The following is a 16353-nucleotide window of genomic DNA, read 5'->3' on the forward strand; positions in this document are numbered from 1 at the left end:
GCGTGGTAGCTGCCCTGGGGCGCGGGGGGGACGGCCAGGCGCAGGGGCGGGGTGCCGTCCTGGAGAGCGATCAAGGTGAAGCCGGGGGCGCTGGTCACCCGGTTTCCCGAGCCATCGCGCAGCTCGAGGGTGAGGTGGAGGAGGCCCAGGTTGTCGAGCTGGAACCGGCCGCTCAGGCGGCCCTGGGGTAGCGGGGCGTCCACCTCCACGCCGGGGTTGCCGGGCGATGGCAGGGTGGCGGGGTGGCGTTCCGGGGGGGCGGTCGTGGCGAGGAAACCGGTCGTGACCAGCACCCCCGCCAGGAGCAGGGCCTCGAGCCCCACCACCGCCCGCAGGCCCGCTGCCGGCCCTCGCCGCCGCACCTGGGGGAGCAGTACCCAGCGGTTCGCCGCGGCCAGCCCCAGGGTCAGCAGCACCAGCGCGCTCTTGACGAGCAGGGTGCGCCCGTAGTCGTGCTGGGCGAGGGTGGCGGGTTGTACGCTCCCCGCGTGGGTCGTCGCCAGCAGGAGCCCGGTCCCTACGAAGAGCCCCGCGGCCAGCAGGGCCAGGGCGGAGAAACGGCGCACCGCGCTCGTGGTGTGCGGGCTCGGCCCCCAAGCCAGCGCCAGTGCCAGGAGGCCCCCGCCCCAGCTCACGCTGGCGACGAGGTGGGCGAGGTCGGCGGCCAGCGCCAGCCCGCCCTTGGCCCCGGCGTGGGCGGTGAGGCTCAGGGTGAGCAGGAAGGCCAGCCCCAAGCCGGCGTGCAGTAGCCGCTGGAACGGGGCCGGGCGACCCGGGCCCAGGGCCAGCAGGAGCGCCGCCAGGCCCAGCCGTAGCAGCAGGTAGTTGCCTTGTTGGGTCTGGAGCAGGTAGGGCGCGAAGAACTCCGGTGAGCCGAGCGTCCGGGCCACGTGGTAGGCGAGGTAGAGGCTCGAGCCCGCCACCAGCAGGGCCCCCGCCCATAAGAGCCCCCACAGCCGGCGCGGTCGTTGCCGGCTCAGCTCCGGCCCGATCCAGCGGCTGAACAGGCCGGCCCCCACGAGGCCGAAGCTGCCCAGGTACAGCAGGGCGCGCAGGGTGGCCTCGAGCGGGGAGGGTTCGCCGTGTCCGTGCATGGCGCTTTCCTCAGGGCCGGTAGATGAAGTAGAAGGACCCCGAGCTCGAGGCCCCGTCGGCCGTCACGGCCTTCCACATCACCGCGTAGACGCCGGGTTTGAGCCCCTTCTTGAGCCCGATCACCGCCGCGTTGGGGCCCCAGTCGCCGCGCCGGAGGCCGGTGTCGGCCCGCGCCCTGGTGTCGGCCTTGCCCAGCACCCGGCCCGCCAGGTCGGCCGCGGCTTGCCGCAGGCGGGCCGGGGGGAGGGCGGGGCTGGCCTCGAGGGCGTACACCCTGAACGCCGAGCGCCGCAACACCAGGGGCTCGGGGAAGAGCACGGTCACCTCCCCCGGCATCTGGCGGACCACCGCGCCCGCGCTGGGGATGGAGAGGGTAGGGCCGCCGTGGGCGAGCGCCAGGCTCAGGCTGAGGGACAGGGCCGGCAGCAGCTTCCTGAGCATCCGCGCACCTCCGAACTAGGGCTGGTAGCTGAACACGTAGAAGTCGCTGGTGGTGTGGGTGTCCACCGAGAGCAGTTGCCACATCACCACGTAGGCTCCCGGCTTCAGTCCCTCCTTCAGGCCGATCACCACCTCCTTCGTGCTGCGGGCGGTAGTCCTGAGCCCGGCGTCGGCTCGAGCGTCCTCGTCGCCTTTCTGCTTGAGCACCCGGTTGAAGAGGGGCACGGCCAGGGCGTTGAGGCGCTTGAAGTCGCTCAGCGCCTCGGCGGGGGCCTCGAGGCGGTAGACCTTGAAGGTCGAGAAGCGGGTCTCGAGCGGCTCGTCAAAGACCAGGCGCACCTCGCCCGGCATCTGGCGCACGCGCGTGCCGGCGGCGGGACTGGCCTCTTTCAGGTAGCTGTGGGCCAGGGCAGCCCCGGCCAGCGCCAGGGCCACCCCGAGCAGGGTGAGTCGTCTCATCTGAGTTCCAGCATCTTCCCATCCTTGACCGTGAAGGTGCTGGGGCTGTCGAAGGTCACGTCGATGGGGGTCTCGCCAATTTGTCCGAAGACCCGCACCTTCCACAGGCCCGGCGTCAGCAGCACCCAGTCGGACTGGTAGCGGCCCTTCTCGCTGAAGGACTCCCAGAAGCTCTTGGGGCCGTTTTGGCCGTCGCCCACGTAGGTGTACTTGGTCCCGGTGGGGGAGATCAGCTCGATGGTTAGGCCCTTCTCGGCCTTCTCGACCGGGGTGCCGTCCTTGGTGCGGATCATCAGGTCGAGGCCCGAGCGCATCCCGGTGTAGGAAGGCTCGTTGCGCATGCCGCAGATCAGCAGGTAGTTGCCCACTTCGATGCGCTGGTGGGCCAGGGCGGGGATCAGGGTGAACAGGGCCACGACGGCCAGGCGAAGCAGTTTGGACATGATGAACTCCAGGGTTTGAATCCGGCGATGGGCCGGGGCAGGGGCTCGAGGTCTCAGATCGGAATTGAAATCAGGAAAAGAGCGCTCGAGGCGGGGCCCGGGGGGAGTAGGGCAGGAGCCGGACCGGCCCCGGCACCAGCGCTGAGGCCGAGAGGGCGGACAGGGCGAGGAGGAATAGGCCGCGCCCGGGCACCTGCGCCGGGGGCGCGACCTGGATGGCGTGCGCGACGCATAGCGCACACTCGCCCAGGTGGGCGTGGGCTTGCAGGGGGTGGGGCTTGCCGGCCGGTTCGGCGTGGGGGAGTGCCGCCCCGTGGGAGTGCTCGGGGGCAGGGGAGGTGAGGTGCGGGTGCGAGGCGGTGAGGTACTCGCAGACGTGGATGAGGCTCGAAGCGCCAAGCAACAGCAACGCCAACGCCCATGCCGTCACGGGCTGCCGGGCGAAGCGGGGCAGGGAAGGCCTCATCCCAGGCCCACTATAGCCGCCTGGATGAGGGGAAGGTGGAGGCTGCCGGCCCACACCCTCCCGTACGCGTTTTCGCGGGTTTTAGATGGCCCGCACCAGGCCCTCGCGCACGAGGGTCTGGATGGCCTCGGGCTCGAGGCTGCCCAACTGGTTGGCCGCCAGGGCCCGCAGGGTGTTGAGGGCGGCGGGGCTGTGCTTCTTCAGGCCCATGTGCACCTCGCTGAAGGGGTTGAGCGCGTCCTGGCCTTTCATGGTGAGCTGGTAGCGCTGCGCGGGCGGGACGGGAACGAGCTCGGCGCGGTAGCGTAGGGCGAGCTCCTGGTAGCGCGGGGCGTTGGCGGGGGTCTCGACGGGGCCGCGCACCTTGGCCGGGACCCCCACCGCCAGCATCCCCGCCGGGACCTCCATGCCCGGCGGCACCACCGCCCCGGCCCCGACCACGGCCCCGCGCCCGATGCGGGCCCGGTTGAGCACGATGGCCCCGATCCCGATGAGGGCGCCCTCCTCCACGATGGCCCCGTGCACCACCGCCCGGTGCCCCACCGTCACGCCCGCCGCCAGCAGGCAGGGGTCGCCGGGGTCGGCGTGGAGCACAGCCCCGTCCTGCACGTTGCTGCCCGGCCCGATGACCACCTTCTCGGTGTCGCCGCGGATCACCGCCCCGAACCACACCGAGGCCTTGGCCGCGACCTCCACCTGCCCCACCAGCACCGCGCCCGGGGCCACGAAGGCGCTGTCGTCAACGTGGGGTTCGTGCTCACCGAGCCGAAAAATCGCCATAGGCTGCCTCCAGCAGTTCGAGGTCTTGGGGGAAGGCCAGCAGGCGGCGGGCCTCCTCGAGCTCGAAGAAGCCCGCCCCGGTGAGGCCGGGCTCGAGGCGGACGCGCCCCTGCCCCTTCATCAAGAACCAGCGGATCTCCCGTTCGATCCCCTTGTTGTTGGTGTAGCGGGTGGGCGGCAGCTCGCCGAGCACCTCCCCCTCGATGCCGGTCTCCTCGAGCACCTCCCGCAAGGCGGTCTGCTCGGGGGTTTCGCCGTCGTCCACGTGCCCCTTGGGGAAGACCCAGTACCCCATCCGGTCCCGGATCAGCAGCACCTCGCCCGCCGGGTTGAACAGCACCCCGCCTGCCCCCAGCACCCGCTCACTCGGCTTGGCCTCGGCTCCCATACTCTTCGTTAGGTTACCGCATGGCGAGGGGTTGGAAAGGGGACAGGGTCGGGGGGTGGGAAGCCGTCAGCTCGTGGCCTGTGGGGGATCCCTCCCCGGCGGCGGGGAGGGAGGGAAAGAGCGTCGGGCATTGGGCGTTTCGCGTTTCGCCATCACCCCGCATGCGCCACAGCCTCCGGGCTCTGAAGCCCGGCTCGGGGCTCGAGCGCAAGATAGATGCTGTTGACCAACAACCCGCTCAGCGGGAAGAACAGCGGTCGAAGATCAGGGTGATCCGGTCCATGATGTCGAGATAGTCGGCCTAGCCGGGGCTAGAGCTTCTTCCGGCTGCTTGGGCAATTCAGATCGAATCATTGGGTGTGGATGAGCACCACCCCTCGAGCCGCCAGCGCTTGACGGAGTGCAAACCTCTCATACCCGATTCGGTTGGTTCGTCACCGAACGGTGACGCCGCCCCGCCAAGGCGGGGCGGCCGGCCGAAGTTATCCGCGTAGCGGAGGGCGATACCGCCCCTTGGAAGGGAGACGCTTTCTTCGCCGACCGTCAGGGAGGGGTGGGCTCTAGGGTCCAAAAAGATAGCCTCCAGGGTTCTGGGTTGGATGATTATCTTTTTGAATCCGGTATCAACTGTGCCTCCTCGAGCGCGACCCGCCCCCAGAGACCGCAGTGCCTCGGGCCGTTTGCCGAACGAATAGCCTTTATCAATATCAATCACTGGCACGAACTTAGCCGCCTCGAGCAGCCCCTTTAGGCAATTCAGCTCCCGCTTGCTGCGCTTTGTCATAGATCACGGGCATCTGCCCCTTCCACTTGTTCCAGGTATCGTCGTCGGTGATCAAATCGGCCATGAAGTGGCCGACGTTGATCCGGCTGGTCGAACCGGGGTTGAAGATCGCGCTTCGGGTGGGCGAAGGATGCAGCTCGTAGGCGGTCACCTGATCCTGATTGGTCAGGCTGTCTGGGCGAACCACGACCCACTCGATCGCCGGGTCGTGGTGCCCGATCTGGGTACGCAAATACTCCACCGCCGCCTCGTTGTCGGTCTGCGGGGGCAGCACCAGACGAATCAGCCCCATGACCAACCTTTGGAGAGACGAGATGGGCTCCTCGAGGTCGCGGTTGCGGTTGCCCGCCGTGTTCATGAGCACGAATTTGCTGGGCTTCTCCGGCCTGTTGGCCTTGATGGCATCGCACAACCGGCGGGTGGCCTCGGTCACCAGCCTGCGCGGGTGACCGAAAATCCCCCTCACGTTCAGGTTGTGCCCCAGGCACGAGGCCACCGCGTCGCAGCCGCTGACGTGCTGAGCCATCTCGGCATCACTGAGTTCCAAAACGCTCGCGCGGATCACGGTCAGGTTGTTGTTGTTCGTGAGAGCTTCGGGCAGCCTATCGGGCGAGCGCACAATCGCTCTGACCCTCTGGCCGCGATCGAGCAATTGCGCCACCAGTAGCCGTCCGGTCGCCCCGCTTGCCCCAACCACAAGGGTGGTCATCTCGCGCCTCCTGAAATCCGGTACAAAACCCGATCACACCGGTGTGTGTTGCTTGGCTGGGTCGCGATCAGCGGTGGACGCAGGCAGCGGGCGCAACAGGATGGCTGCCAACCAGACGAACCACGCCATTTGACTCATCCCAAAAATGGCCGCCAAACCGGCGAGCCCCGGAACCGTCGAGACGATGCCCACCAAACCTACCACCACGCCGAGGTAGTTGAGCAGCCTGGGGAGCCCGCCGCCTCGCAGAGCAGCCCAACTGATCAACAGCGTCATCAGGCCGCCCAGTATCTCGCCGTTCCCGTTGCCCAGTCCGCTCGCCACTGCTTCAAATACCTGCCAGGACAACGCGGCCTGAGCGGGGTCTTGGCCATACAGCGCAACCGTAGGGGCGATGCCCGCGTTCAAGACCATGCCGCTGGCGATCAGCGAGCCCGCCCAGATAAACCCGATCACGGTCGCCACTTGCATCGTGGCTCGAGCGCCCGTGCCCAGTCGCCCGTAGAGCGCCAGCAGCAGCACGACCAGTAAGACGCCGAAGACCACGTACAGGATCAGATTCGTCGCGTACATGATCGTCTGCTGATTGACGAGTAGGGCGATCTTCTGGGCAGGGTCAACGATGCTGGGGTAGTCCAGCACCACGATGAACAGCACGAGCCCCAAAAGGTATGCCGTTGCCAGGTAGAGCGCCGCGAAGCCACCGGCCTTCTGTAGGTTGTTCATATTCCCCCCCTAACGTCTGAGTGCTTTCTCGAGCACTCCCCTAAACACCACATACCCGAGGGCCAAGGCCTGGCCGTGCTTGCTAGGTACCGAAAAAATCACCACTGGAACCGGAACCAGTATATCGTCGTTCGAGTATACCGTCGTTTGCCGCCTTGGCTTAGCCGACCCCGCGATCTTGAGGAGGGTACGGGGTTGGAGCAGCTTGACGGCGCAGAGGATGAGGTTGACCCGGCTGAGGAAGGACCAGTAGTTCTTGGTCTCGAGGCGGTGGATTCAGGCGTAGCCGGCGATGAGGGTGTCCTCTGGGCTAAGGTGGTTCAGCGGGCGTCTGTGCCCGTGAGGCATGGCACCCCCCTTCTCCCACCCCCTCCCCCCCCGTCAGGCAGCAAACGACGGTACCGGCATTCGGCGTTGGGCGTTCGGCTATCAGCTATCCCTGTAGACCCGCTCACGGTATCAGCCGCCAAGGCCCGCTAGGGTAGGCCCATGGGCTGGCGGCTCGACCAGGTGATCTTCCAGCGCGAGGCGGGGAGGGTGGTGGTCCACGTGGATCTCTTCGACCCGCTGGGCAGGCTGCGGCGCGAGGTGTTCCATCCGGCCACGCCGGACCCTGAGACCGCCCTCGAGCGCGTCGCGCAGGCCCTGGCCCAGCGCGGGGTGCGGGGGCCGGGGCGGGTGCGGCAGCGCAAGGGCAGTGCGCTGCTGCCGTCGCCCGAGCTCCAGCGTTCGTTCCTGGAGTCCCTCGAGTCCTGACGATGGCCCGCGTGCCGCCGCGCGGGGCGGTAGACTCGAGGGCAGCATGAGCCTCTCGCGCATCCTGTTGGCCGTGGGCCTGCTGGCGTCGCCCGCGGCTTTGGCCCAGGTCAGGGCTAAGCCGGGCGACAACCTCGCCGCGCTGGCGCGCCAGGTGCCGGAGGGGGGCACGCTCGAGCTGGCCGCCGGGGAGTACCGCCTGGCTTCGCCCCTGCGCCTGAGCCGGGGCATCGGCCTGGTGGGGGCGGGGCGCGACCAGACCCGCGTCGTCTCGAGCGGCCCGGGCGCGGTGCTGCGCTTCGAGGGCGGGGGCCGCCTGCGGCTGGAGGGGCTCAGCCTGGTGCACCAGGGGACCACGCCCGCCGAGGTCGCGGTGATCGAAGGGGGCGTCTTCGACATCCGGGACGTCCGCTTCAGCGGCGCGGTCTTCGACGACGAGGACAGCGTGGGCGGCGACGGGCTGTGGGTGCGGGGCAGCGCGCGGGGCAGCATCGCCCGCAGCGAGTTCCGCGACAACGCGCTCTACGGCCTCGAGGTCGCCGATCAGGCCCAGGTGCTGCTGGAGGACAACCGCTTCGCCGGCAACGGCTACGCGGGGCTGGCGGTCTTCGACGAGGGCGGGGGCCGGGCGCTGCGCAACGTGTTCGAGCAGAACCGCCGCTACGGGGCCATCCTCGGCGACGAGAGCTTCATGGTGCTGCAGGAGAGCGTGGTGCAGGGCAACCGGGTGGGGCTGTACTACCGGGGCTCGGCGGGCGGGGTGGCCCGCCGCAACACCGTCCAGAACAACCGCTCCGCCGGGCTCGAGGTGGCCGAGCAGGCCATCCCACGCCTGGAGAGCAACAGCGTCCGGGGCAACCAGGGCAGCGGCGTCGTCTACTCCGGCACGGCCGGAGGGGTGGCGCTGGGCAACCTGGTCGAGGAGAACCGCGAGCACGGGGTCGAGGTGTCGCTGCGCGCCGTCCCCGCCCTGCAGAACAACCTGCTGCGCCGCAACGGGCGGGCCGGGCTGTTCATCACCGACCGCTCGACCCTCACCGCGCGGGGCAATACCGTCGAGGAGAACGGCACCTCGGGGGTGGTGGTGCGCGACTGGGCGGTGCCCACCCTCGAGGACAACACCGTGCGGGGCAACCGGGCCTCGGGCCTCGCCTTCCAGCACAACGCCGCCGGGGTGGTCCGGCGCAACCTCATCGAGAACAACCAGGAGCACGGCATCAAGCTGCTCGACCAGGCCAGGCCCCGGCTCGAGGACAACACCATCCGCGGCAACGCCCTCGAGCCCGTCTTCACCGCCCCCAAAGACCCCGCCGCCCCGCACGGCCTGCGGGGCTCGTGGCGGGCTTGGCTGGGGCTGGGCGGGCTAAGGCTGGGCGGCTAGCCACTCCAGCGCCCGCGCCAGCGGCAGGTCCTGGCCCCGGTTGCGGGCCTCGAGGTCGTCGGGCACGATCAGGTCGGGGGTGACGGCCTCGGGGTAGGGGCTGCCGTCGGGCTGCAGGGCCAGGCTGCTGCTGATCTGCAGGCCCGAGCCGTCCATGAGCTGCACGAAGCGGGTCGAGGTGTTGCCCACGCCCGAGGTCCGCTCCCCGACCACCGCCCCGCGCCTGCGCAGCTGCACGTCGGCGGCGAAGTACTCCGCCCCCGAGGCCGACCTCGAGTTCACCAGCACCGCCAGCGGGCCGCGCCAGCGCGCGGGCTTGCGGAGGGTGTAGAACACGTAGGCCTCCTCGTCGCCCGCGGCCTTGCCGTAGACCTGCCCCCGGCGGTAGCCCTGCTCGAAGTCCCCGTCCCTCGAGCGGAAGCGGCGGCTGAGGCTGTCGAAGAAGGCCCCGGCGCTGGCGAGGAATTCGGTCACCAGCCCCCCCGGGTTGTCGCGCAGGTCCACGACGAGCTTCTTCACCCCGCGCTCGCCGGCCAGGGCCACCAGCTCGTGCACCTTGGGCCCGACCGCCCCCGCCGCGTCGAAGTTGGGGATGCTGAGGACGCCCACCCCGTCGGGCCGGGTGGTCAGGCTGGGCAGGGGCGAGCCTTCGCCGAGCACGCTCTTGAGCACCACCGCCCAGCGCCGGCCGGCGCGGGAGAGGGTGAGCTCGAGGCTCAGCCCCGCGCTCTTGGGCGACTCCAGCAGCCGGTAGGCCTCGCGCGCCGACTCGGGCAGGGGCTGGCGGTTGGCGAGCACGACGCGGTCGCCGCGCTGCAGCCCGGCCTTTTCGGCGGGTCCGCCCGGATCGACGCGCAGCACCCAGTGCTCGCGGGTCTGCGGGACGCGCAGGGTCTCGAGGCCGTAGGTCGGCTGCGCCCCGCCCGCGAGCTCCTCGGCGAGGACCCCGTAGTCGAGAGGGGGGAAGTAGTGGGTGTGGCCGTCGCCCAATTCCTCCACCAGCGCGGCGATGAGCCGGCCGGCGGCCTCGAAGCCGCAGGCGTCCGGGGCAGGGGCGCACACCTCCTTGAGCTTGCTCTGGTACTGGCTGAGGAGCGGGGCGAGGGCGGCCGGGTCGGCGCGGATGTAGCGCTGGGTCAGGTAGTAGCTGGCCTGGTCGAAGAGGTCTTCGGCGGGGCTGGCTTGGGCCAGCCCGAGCAGCAGCAGACCCCACAGCCCGGCGAGACGGCGGAGGGCTCGAGCCATACCCGATTGTCCACCATCTCGCGCCCGGCGCGAGGCTGGGCCGGGCCGGGAAAATCGACCCGGTCTATAGTTTCCCGGCCTACTTCCGGGCTTTCTGCCGTCCTGGGCGCCCCCCAAGGCCGGGTGCTCGAGCGAGCCGGGGCTCGAGGTTGAAGGATTTCATCTTGCACTCACCTAGCCCCGCGGCTATGCTGGAGTCGCTTTGGACGACGAGTCCGCAAGCGGTTGCAGCGAACCTTTATTCTCACCCACCGTTCAGAGGAACGGTGGTTTATCTTTAGGTCTCTCTCAGCTAAGGGGCCTATAGTTGAATCCCGAGGTACTTATCATGGATAAAGTCGCCGTATTTATCGACGGGAGCAATCTCTATAAGGGGCTGGTCTCGAGCCTGGGTTCCGACTACCGCCTCGACTTCATCGCCTTCATCGAGCACCTGGTCGGCGGGCGCAAGCTGCTGCGGGCCTACTACTACAACGCCCCCCTGCCCGCCGAAGACCCCGCCGCCAAGGCGCACCAGAGTTTCCTCAACTACCTCAAGCGCGTCCCCTACGTCACCGTGCGGCTGGGGCGGCTCGAGCGCCGCGGGGAGGGCTTCGTGGAGAAGGGCGTGGACATCCAGATCGCCATCGACCTGCTGCGCTTGAGCTACGCCAAGGCCTTCGACGTGGCCGTGCTGGTCTCGGGCGACGGCGACTTCGCCGAGGTGGTCAAGGTGATCCAGGACATGGGCCAGCAGGTCGAGAACACCACCTTCCAGACCCTCTCCTCCTACCGCCTCGCCCAGCAGGCCGACCGCTACTTCCCCCTCGACGAGCTGCCCTGGGACCAGCTACGCGCGCGCGGCCACTACGAGCAGGTAGCCGCCGAGAGCTACCAGTAGGGCGTTGCTCCAGCGGGCCAGCGGCGCGAGCCACGGCAGGTGGCGGTAGCGGGCGATCAGCAGCCCGATCAGGGCCTTGCTGCCCACGATGGCGGGGTAGAAGCCCAGCACGAACCACAGCGGCTCCGGCAGGGGCCGCTTGAGCTGCCCGGCCCCCACCGCGAACCAGAAGAGGTACATGTGGGGGTTGGTCAGGTTCACCACCACCGCGTCGCGCAGCCCGTTCAGCGCCGTGCCCCGGCCGCCGACGGGGCCGGACCTGCGCAGGCCTTTGCAGCCGAGGTAGACCAGGAAGGCCCCGCCCACGGCCTCGAGGGCCCGCTCGAGGCCCGGCGGCAGGCTCCGGGCCACCAGAAAAGCCAGCACGATGGCGAAGGAGTCGGTGAGCAGCGGGGCCAGCGAGGCGAGGGCGGCGGCCCCGGCCCCGTGGGTGAGGGCCTGCCGGATCACCAGCAGGGTGAGGGGCCCCGGGTTGACCCCGGCCCACAGGCCCAGCGAGAAACCCAGGGCTAAGGCTTCCACACCACCACCACCACGGACTCGACGGGGACGAGGTTGTGCGGGTGCTGGAGGTGGGCGGCCTCGTTGCGGCGCAGGTGGAGGTAGCTCTTGTCGGGCAGGTCGATGATGAGCTCGCCCTCGAGCACCAGGTACATGCGGGCCTCGTCCACGGCCTCGGGGGCGCGCAGCACCCGGGCCTCGAAGCCTTCCACGCCGGGGAAGCGGGCCTGGCCCTGGGCCTTAGCCATGCGGACGAGGTGCAGCTTCATCGCTCAGGCGCCGACGGCTTCTTTCCTGGCCCGGCCGTAGGCCATGCGCAGCTTGAACATGGCCCGCTTGTGCGCGGCCCGCACGTCGGCCTCGGGGAGGTCGAGGGCGCGGGCGACGGCCGAGACGCTTTGCGTCTGGCCCTCGATGCGCCGCACGATCTCGGCGTCCTGGCCGGAGACGGCGGAGAGGAAGGGCTCGAGGTCGGCCCAGGCGGCCGGTTTCTCGGAGGTCTTGCCCTTAGGCTTGCCGTCGGCCTTCTTGGCCGGCGCCTTCGCCTTGCCGGCCTTGGCCGCCTTGCCCTTGGCCGTGCCGCGCGCGGTCTTGCCCTTGTCGATGTCGGGGTAGGCGTAGCGCTCGCAGCTTGGGTTGGAGCAACCGCCGCGCTTGCGCTTGAGCTCGTTCCAGCCGCACGCCGGGCACTTGCCCTCGGCCAGGGGGTCGAAGACCAGGAAGTCGCAGGTCTTGTTGTTGCAGCGGTAGTAGGGCTTGCCGCGCTTGGAGATCTTCTGCACCACCTCACCCGCGTGGCACTTGGGGCACTCCAGGCCCGTCGAGGGCGACTCGTCGCGGGTGTAGTCGCACCCGGGGTAGCCGGTGCAGGCGATGAAGCTGCCGTAGCGGCCGTACTTGCGCACGAGCTCGTGCCGGCCGCACTTGGGGCAGGTCTCGCCGATGGGCTCGGCCTCGCGCTTTTGCACCAGCGGCTCGGTGTGCTTGCACTCGGGGTAGCCGGTGCAGCCCATGAACTGCCCGAAGCGGCTGACCTTGAGCTCCATCGGACGCCCGCACTTGGGGCAGGTCTTCTGGGGCACCTTGGCGAACTCGTCGAGGAAGGGTTGGTAGAACTCGCGCACCACCTTGGGCCACTCGGCCTTGCCGTCCTCCACCGCGTCGAGGCGCTCCTCCATGCGGGCGGTGAACTCGTAGGCCACCACGCCGGGGAAGGCCTTGAGCAAGTAGCCCACCACGTCGCGCCCGAGCTGGGTGGGGCGCAGGCTCTTGCCCTGGCGCTCGAGGTAGGCCCGCTTCTCGAGGGTCTCCAGAGTGGGGGCGTAGGTGCTGGGCCGCCCGATGCCCATCTCCTCGAGGGTCTTGATCGCCGAGGCGTCGGTGTAGCGGGGCGGCGGCTCGGTGAAGTGCTGCTCGGTGGCGAGCTCGAGGAGCTTCGCGCCTGCCCCCTCGCGCAAGGAGGGCAGCAGGTTCTCGGCGTCCTCGCCCTCCTCGCGGCCCCAGGCCTTGAGGAAGCCCTCGAACTTGAGCACCGAGCCCACCGCGCGGAAGTTGAGGCCCCCGCCCTCCACCGTCACGGTGGTCTGGTCGAAGACCGCCGGCACCATCTGGCTCGCCACGAAGCGCCGCCAGATGAGCTCGTAGAGCCGGTGCTCCTCCTCGCTCAAGTGCGCCCGCAGGCTGGCGGGCGTGCGGGAGGGGTAGGTGGGCCGGATGGCCTCGTGCGCGTCCTGGGCGTTGGCCTTCTTGGTGGCGTAGAAGTTGGGCTTTTCGGGGAGGTAGCCGGGCCCGAACTCCTTGGGGATCACCTTGCGCACCTCGGCCAGGGCCTCCTGCGAGACGCGCACCGAGTCGGTGCGCATGTAGGTGATGAGGCCCACCGTGCCCTCGGGCAGGTCCACGCCCTCGTACAGCCGCTGGGCGACGCGCATGGTGCGCGAGGCGGTCCAGCCCAGGCGCCCGCTGGCGGCCTGCTGGAGCGTGGAGGTGGTGAAGGGCGGGGCCGGGGAGCGGCGGCGCTCCTTGCGCTCGACCCTGGTGACGGCGTAGCGCTCCACCGCTCGAGCCCGCCGGGCGACGGCTTGGGCCTTGGCCTCGTCGGTGATGAGGAACTTGTCGCCCGCCTGCAGGCGCTCGCCGTCGACGCTGTAGAGCTGGGCCTTGAAGCGCGCGGCCTCGCTCTCGAAGCCGGCCTCGAGGCTCCAGTACTCCTGGGGCACGAAGGCCTCGATCTCCTGCTCGCGCTCGACGAGCAGGCGCAGCGCCACCGACTGCACCCGCCCCGCCGAGAGGGCGCGGCGGCGGAACTCCATGCTCAGCACGGGGGAGAGCTTGTAGCCCACCAGCCGGTCGAGCACCCGGCGGGCCTGCTGGGCGTCCACGAGGCTCTGGTCGATGGGGCGGGGCTTGGTGACGGCGTCGCGGACGACCTTGGGGGTGATCTCGTTGAACTCCACCCGCAGCGGGGCGCGGGGGTCGAGCTCGAGCAGCCGCGCCACGTGCCAGCCGATGGCCTCGCCCTCGCGGTCGGGGTCGGTGGCGATGAGCACGCGCTTGCCCCGCGCGGCCCGCTTGAGCTCGTCTACCACGGGTTTCTTGTCCTTCTTAATTTCGTACTGCGGCGCGAAGTCGGCCTCGACGTCCACGCCCAGGTCGCGTTCGGGAAGGTCGGCGACGTGGCCCTTGCTGGCCCGAACCTCGAAGCCCTGCCCCAGCATCTTGGCGATGCTCTTCGCCTTGGCGGGCGACTCTACGATGACCAGCGTTGAACCCGGCATACGGCTTACGTTTATGGGGCAGACCGGCCCCCGCTGTCAAGTGAGCCAGTTTACCGCGTTACCGGTTTTCGGCGTCGGGGAGGGCTCAGCCGCACTGGTAGCTCGAGACGCGGCTGGGGGGCACCTGGAGGTAGCGGACGCGCTCGGGCGGGGTGTCGGGGGCGGCGAGGCAGTTGGTCGCGGCGTCGATGGCGATGGTCTGGCCCGAGGTGCTGAAGGTGCCGCCGCTGCTGGTGTTGGGCACCACGAAGGCGGCCTGCTGCGCGCCCTGCTGCCCCTGCTCCTGCGGGCGGGTGCCGCGCCCGATGAACAGCAGGGTCTTGCCCCGCTCGCTGGGCGCGCCCGAGAAGACGTCGTGCCTCGAGGCCACCAGCCCCGAGGGCTGGGGGAAGTCGCCGGCCGGCCGGCCGCGCAGGGCCTCCTCCATGAAGGCGGCCCAGACGGGCGGGTTCACGAAGGAGCTGCTGGGGGCGCTGCCGTCGCGCCAGCGCTGGGGCTTGTTGTCGTCGCGGCCCACCCACAGCGCGGCCACCAGGCCGGGGCTGGCCCCGGCGAACCACAGGTCCACCTCGTCGTTGGAGGTGCCGGTCTTGCCGCCCACCACCCGGCCGGGGACCCGCGCCGAGATGGCGAGCCCGCGGGGGCGGGTGTTGGCGTCGTAGTCGTAGACGTAGCCCTTGAGCATGTCCCAGACGATGTAGGCCACCTGGGGGCTGAAGAGCAGGGTGCGCTCGGGCTTGGCCTCGAAGAGCACCTTGCCCTGGGCGTTCTCGATGCGGCGCACCAGCACCGGCTCGATGCGGTAGCCGCCGTTGACGAAGGCCGCGTAGGCGGCGGCCAGGCCCAGCGGGCTGATCCCCACCCCCCCGCCGATGGCGTTGGAGAGGTTGGGCTCGAAGTTGCAGCGCTTGGTCTTGGGGTCCACGCGGCCCACGCAGAAGCCCGCCGCCCGCAGCTTCTCGCCCACCCGCTGCACCCCGATGGCCTCGGCGGTGCGGATGGCGGGGATGTTGAGCGACATGTCGAGCGCGTAGCGCAGGGTCACGGAGGCGTTGAGGAAGGTGCCGGAGAAGTTCTTGGGCCGCCACACGCCGCCGGGCCTCGAGGGGTCGGGGAAGCTCACGGGGGCGTCGAGGACGGTGGTGGTCTGGGTCCAGCCCGCCTCGATGGCGGTCCCGTAGACGAAGGGCTTGATCGCCGAGCCGGGGCTGCGCAGGGTCTGGGTGGCGCGGTTGAACTCGCCGGGGGTGCCGGGCCGCGCCCCCACCAGCGCGTAGACCTCGCCGGTCTCGGGGTTGAGCGCGGCCAGCGCCGCCTGCGCGTTGACCGGGTAGCGCCCGTTCGCCACCGCCCGCTCGGCGATGCGCTGCATGCGGGGGTCGAGGGTGGTGTAGATCTTGAGCCCGCCCTCGCCCAAGGGGATGCGGTTGCCCAGCCGCTCGCGGATGTAGTTCTGCACCGCCAGCACGAAGTAGGGCTCGCCCTGCACCTGCAATTCCTCGAGCTTGCGCGCTTCGGGATCGACGAGCTTGGCGCTCAGCAGGTTGCCCTTGCCGTCGTACTTGGCCTGCCAGCCCAGCGGGACTAAGGGCTCCTTCCAGGCGGCCTCGGCCTCGGCCGGGCTGATCCAGTTGTCGGCCACCATGGCGTCGAGCAGGGCCTTCATGCGGGCGCGGGAGCCCTCGAGGTCGAGGTAGCGGGAGTTGGGGCCGGGGATGAGGGTGGCGAGGTAGGCCCCCTCGGCCAGGGTGAGCCGGGAGGGGTCCTTGCCGAAGTAGGCGTTGGCCGCGGCCCAGATGCCGGTGGCGTTGCCGCCCCAGTTGATGACGTTGAAGTAGACCTCGAGGATGTCCTGCTTGGAGTAGCGCCGCTCGAGCTCGATGGCGAGGGGGAATTCCTTGAGCTTGCGCTCGAGGCCGGTGATGCCCTTGCGCTCGAGGGCGATGTCGCGCAGCAGGGTGTTCTTCACCACCTGCGTGGTGATGGTCGAGCCGCCCTGCAGGTCGCCGCGGAAGGTGTAGTACAGCCCCCCGATCAGGCGGATCCAGTCCACGCCGTAGTGCTCGAAGAAGCGCTTGTCCTCGGAGAAGACCACCGCGCTCACCGCGGCGGGGGAGACGTCGGAGAGCCGGATCAGCGTGCGGCTCACCGCCCGCCCGTCCTCCTCGGAGGCCTTGGTGGCGATGGCGTTGCCGTCGCGGTCGTAAAGCACGCTGATGGCCGAGAGGCGCAGGTTCTCGAAGGCCTCGAGGCTGGGCAGGTCGCGGGTGAGCACGTAAGCCAGGTATCCCCCGGCCCCCAAGCCGCCCACCAGCCCCGCCAGCATCAGAATTTTGATCCAGTGCCAGAGCCTACGCACGAATGTAATTTACGGGGTTTCGATGAGTTTGCCCAAATGGGTCGATGGTCGATAGCCGGGCGTACGTCCTACGTCGTACGCAAGACGCAAAACGCAAAACGCAAGACGCGGGGCGCCTTGTCACCCCCCTTAACAAGGGGGGCTGGGGGGGATAAACCCTCCC

The 16353-nt window shown here is 69.7% G+C and carries 17 protein-coding genes; 3 read left to right on the forward strand and 14 right to left on the reverse strand.

What is annotated here, in order from left to right:
• From Mterra_RS10940 to Mterra_RS10980, 9 genes are all read right to left on the reverse strand, one after another.
• A partial coding sequence (locus Mterra_RS10940) for a CopD family protein (protein WP_119315219.1) occupies nt 1-1094 on the reverse strand: 1094 nt, incomplete at its 3' end.
• Nucleotides 1095-1104: 10 nt separating this feature from the next.
• On the reverse strand, nt 1105-1536 hold the full coding sequence (locus tag Mterra_RS10945; RefSeq protein WP_119315220.1) for a copper resistance protein CopC: 432 nt from the start codon (nt 1534-1536) through the stop codon (nt 1105-1107).
• A gap of 15 nt (nt 1537-1551) precedes the next feature.
• On the reverse strand, nt 1552-1995 hold the full coding sequence (locus Mterra_RS10950) for a copper resistance CopC family protein (protein ID WP_119315221.1): 444 nt from the start codon (nt 1993-1995) through the stop codon (nt 1552-1554).
• Nucleotides 1992-2438: a hypothetical protein gene (locus tag Mterra_RS10955; protein ID WP_119315222.1), complete on the reverse strand. Its 447-nt coding sequence runs from the start codon at nt 2436-2438 to the stop codon at nt 1992-1994. Before Mterra_RS10955 ends, Mterra_RS10950 begins: the two co-directional genes overlap by 4 nt.
• Nucleotides 2439-2508: 70 nt before the next feature.
• Nucleotides 2509-2904, reverse strand: a complete 396-nt coding sequence (locus tag Mterra_RS10960) for a hypothetical protein (protein ID WP_119315223.1) — start codon at nt 2902-2904, stop codon at nt 2509-2511.
• Nucleotides 2905-2985: 81 nt separating this feature from the next.
• Nucleotides 2986-3684, reverse strand: coding sequence for a gamma carbonic anhydrase family protein (locus Mterra_RS10965; protein ID WP_119315224.1), 699 nt, complete (start codon nt 3682-3684; stop codon nt 2986-2988).
• Nucleotides 3662-4072: an NUDIX hydrolase gene (locus Mterra_RS10970; protein WP_119315225.1), complete on the reverse strand. Its 411-nt coding sequence runs from the start codon at nt 4070-4072 to the stop codon at nt 3662-3664. The genes Mterra_RS10965 and Mterra_RS10970 overlap by 23 nt, the downstream gene beginning before the upstream one ends.
• A gap of 725 nt (nt 4073-4797) precedes the next feature.
• A complete protein-coding gene (locus Mterra_RS10975) occupies nt 4798-5565 on the reverse strand; it encodes an NAD(P)-dependent oxidoreductase (RefSeq protein WP_119315226.1) in 768 nt (255 codons plus the stop codon).
• Between the two features lie 33 nt (nt 5566-5598).
• On the reverse strand, nt 5599-6291 hold the full coding sequence (locus tag Mterra_RS10980; RefSeq protein WP_119315227.1) for a DUF4386 family protein: 693 nt from the start codon (nt 6289-6291) through the stop codon (nt 5599-5601).
• Between the two features lie 489 nt (nt 6292-6780).
• Between Mterra_RS10980 and Mterra_RS10985 the strand changes: the two genes are divergently transcribed.
• Nucleotides 6781-7047, forward strand: a complete 267-nt coding sequence (locus Mterra_RS10985) for a hypothetical protein (RefSeq protein WP_119315228.1) — start codon at nt 6781-6783, stop codon at nt 7045-7047.
• Nucleotides 7048-7093: 46 nt separating this feature from the next.
• A complete protein-coding gene (locus tag Mterra_RS10990; protein ID WP_119315229.1) occupies nt 7094-8428 on the forward strand; it encodes a right-handed parallel beta-helix repeat-containing protein in 1335 nt (444 codons plus the stop codon).
• On the opposite strand, the gene Mterra_RS10995 is transcribed toward Mterra_RS10990, so the two are convergent.
• The gene (locus tag Mterra_RS10995; RefSeq protein WP_119315230.1) at nt 8411-9673 is read right to left on the reverse strand and encodes a S41 family peptidase; all 1263 of its coding nucleotides are present in this window, start codon (nt 9671-9673) and stop codon (nt 8411-8413) included. The genes Mterra_RS10990 and Mterra_RS10995 overlap by 18 nt on opposite strands.
• Nucleotides 9674-10001: 328 nt before the next feature.
• Between Mterra_RS10995 and Mterra_RS11000 the strand changes: the two genes are divergently transcribed.
• Nucleotides 10002-10553, forward strand: coding sequence for a LabA-like NYN domain-containing protein (locus tag Mterra_RS11000; RefSeq protein ID WP_027894202.1), 552 nt, complete (start codon nt 10002-10004; stop codon nt 10551-10553).
• Here the strand turns inward: Mterra_RS11000 and Mterra_RS11005 are convergent.
• The 4 genes from Mterra_RS11005 to Mterra_RS11020 form a co-directional block, all read right to left on the reverse strand.
• Complete coding sequence (locus Mterra_RS11005) at nt 10503-11075, reverse strand: LysE family translocator (RefSeq protein ID WP_119315231.1); 573 nt, start codon at nt 11073-11075, stop codon at nt 10503-10505. The genes Mterra_RS11000 and Mterra_RS11005 overlap by 51 nt on opposite strands.
• Nucleotides 11063-11323: a hypothetical protein gene (locus tag Mterra_RS11010; RefSeq protein WP_119315232.1), complete on the reverse strand. Its 261-nt coding sequence runs from the start codon at nt 11321-11323 to the stop codon at nt 11063-11065. Before Mterra_RS11010 ends, Mterra_RS11005 begins: the two co-directional genes overlap by 13 nt.
• 3 nt (nt 11324-11326) lie before the next feature.
• Entirely contained in the window at nt 11327-13831 is a 2505-nt protein-coding gene (gene topA / locus Mterra_RS11015; RefSeq protein WP_119315233.1) for a type I DNA topoisomerase, read from the reverse strand.
• A gap of 85 nt (nt 13832-13916) precedes the next feature.
• Nucleotides 13917-16157, reverse strand: a complete 2241-nt coding sequence (locus tag Mterra_RS11020; RefSeq protein WP_170159630.1) for a transglycosylase domain-containing protein — start codon at nt 16155-16157, stop codon at nt 13917-13919.
• Nucleotides 16158-16353: the final 196 nt, after the last annotated feature.

Source organism: Calidithermus terrae, assembly GCF_003574345.1.
GTDB classification, from domain to species: Bacteria; Deinococcota; Deinococci; order Deinococcales; family Thermaceae; genus Calidithermus; species Calidithermus chliarophilus.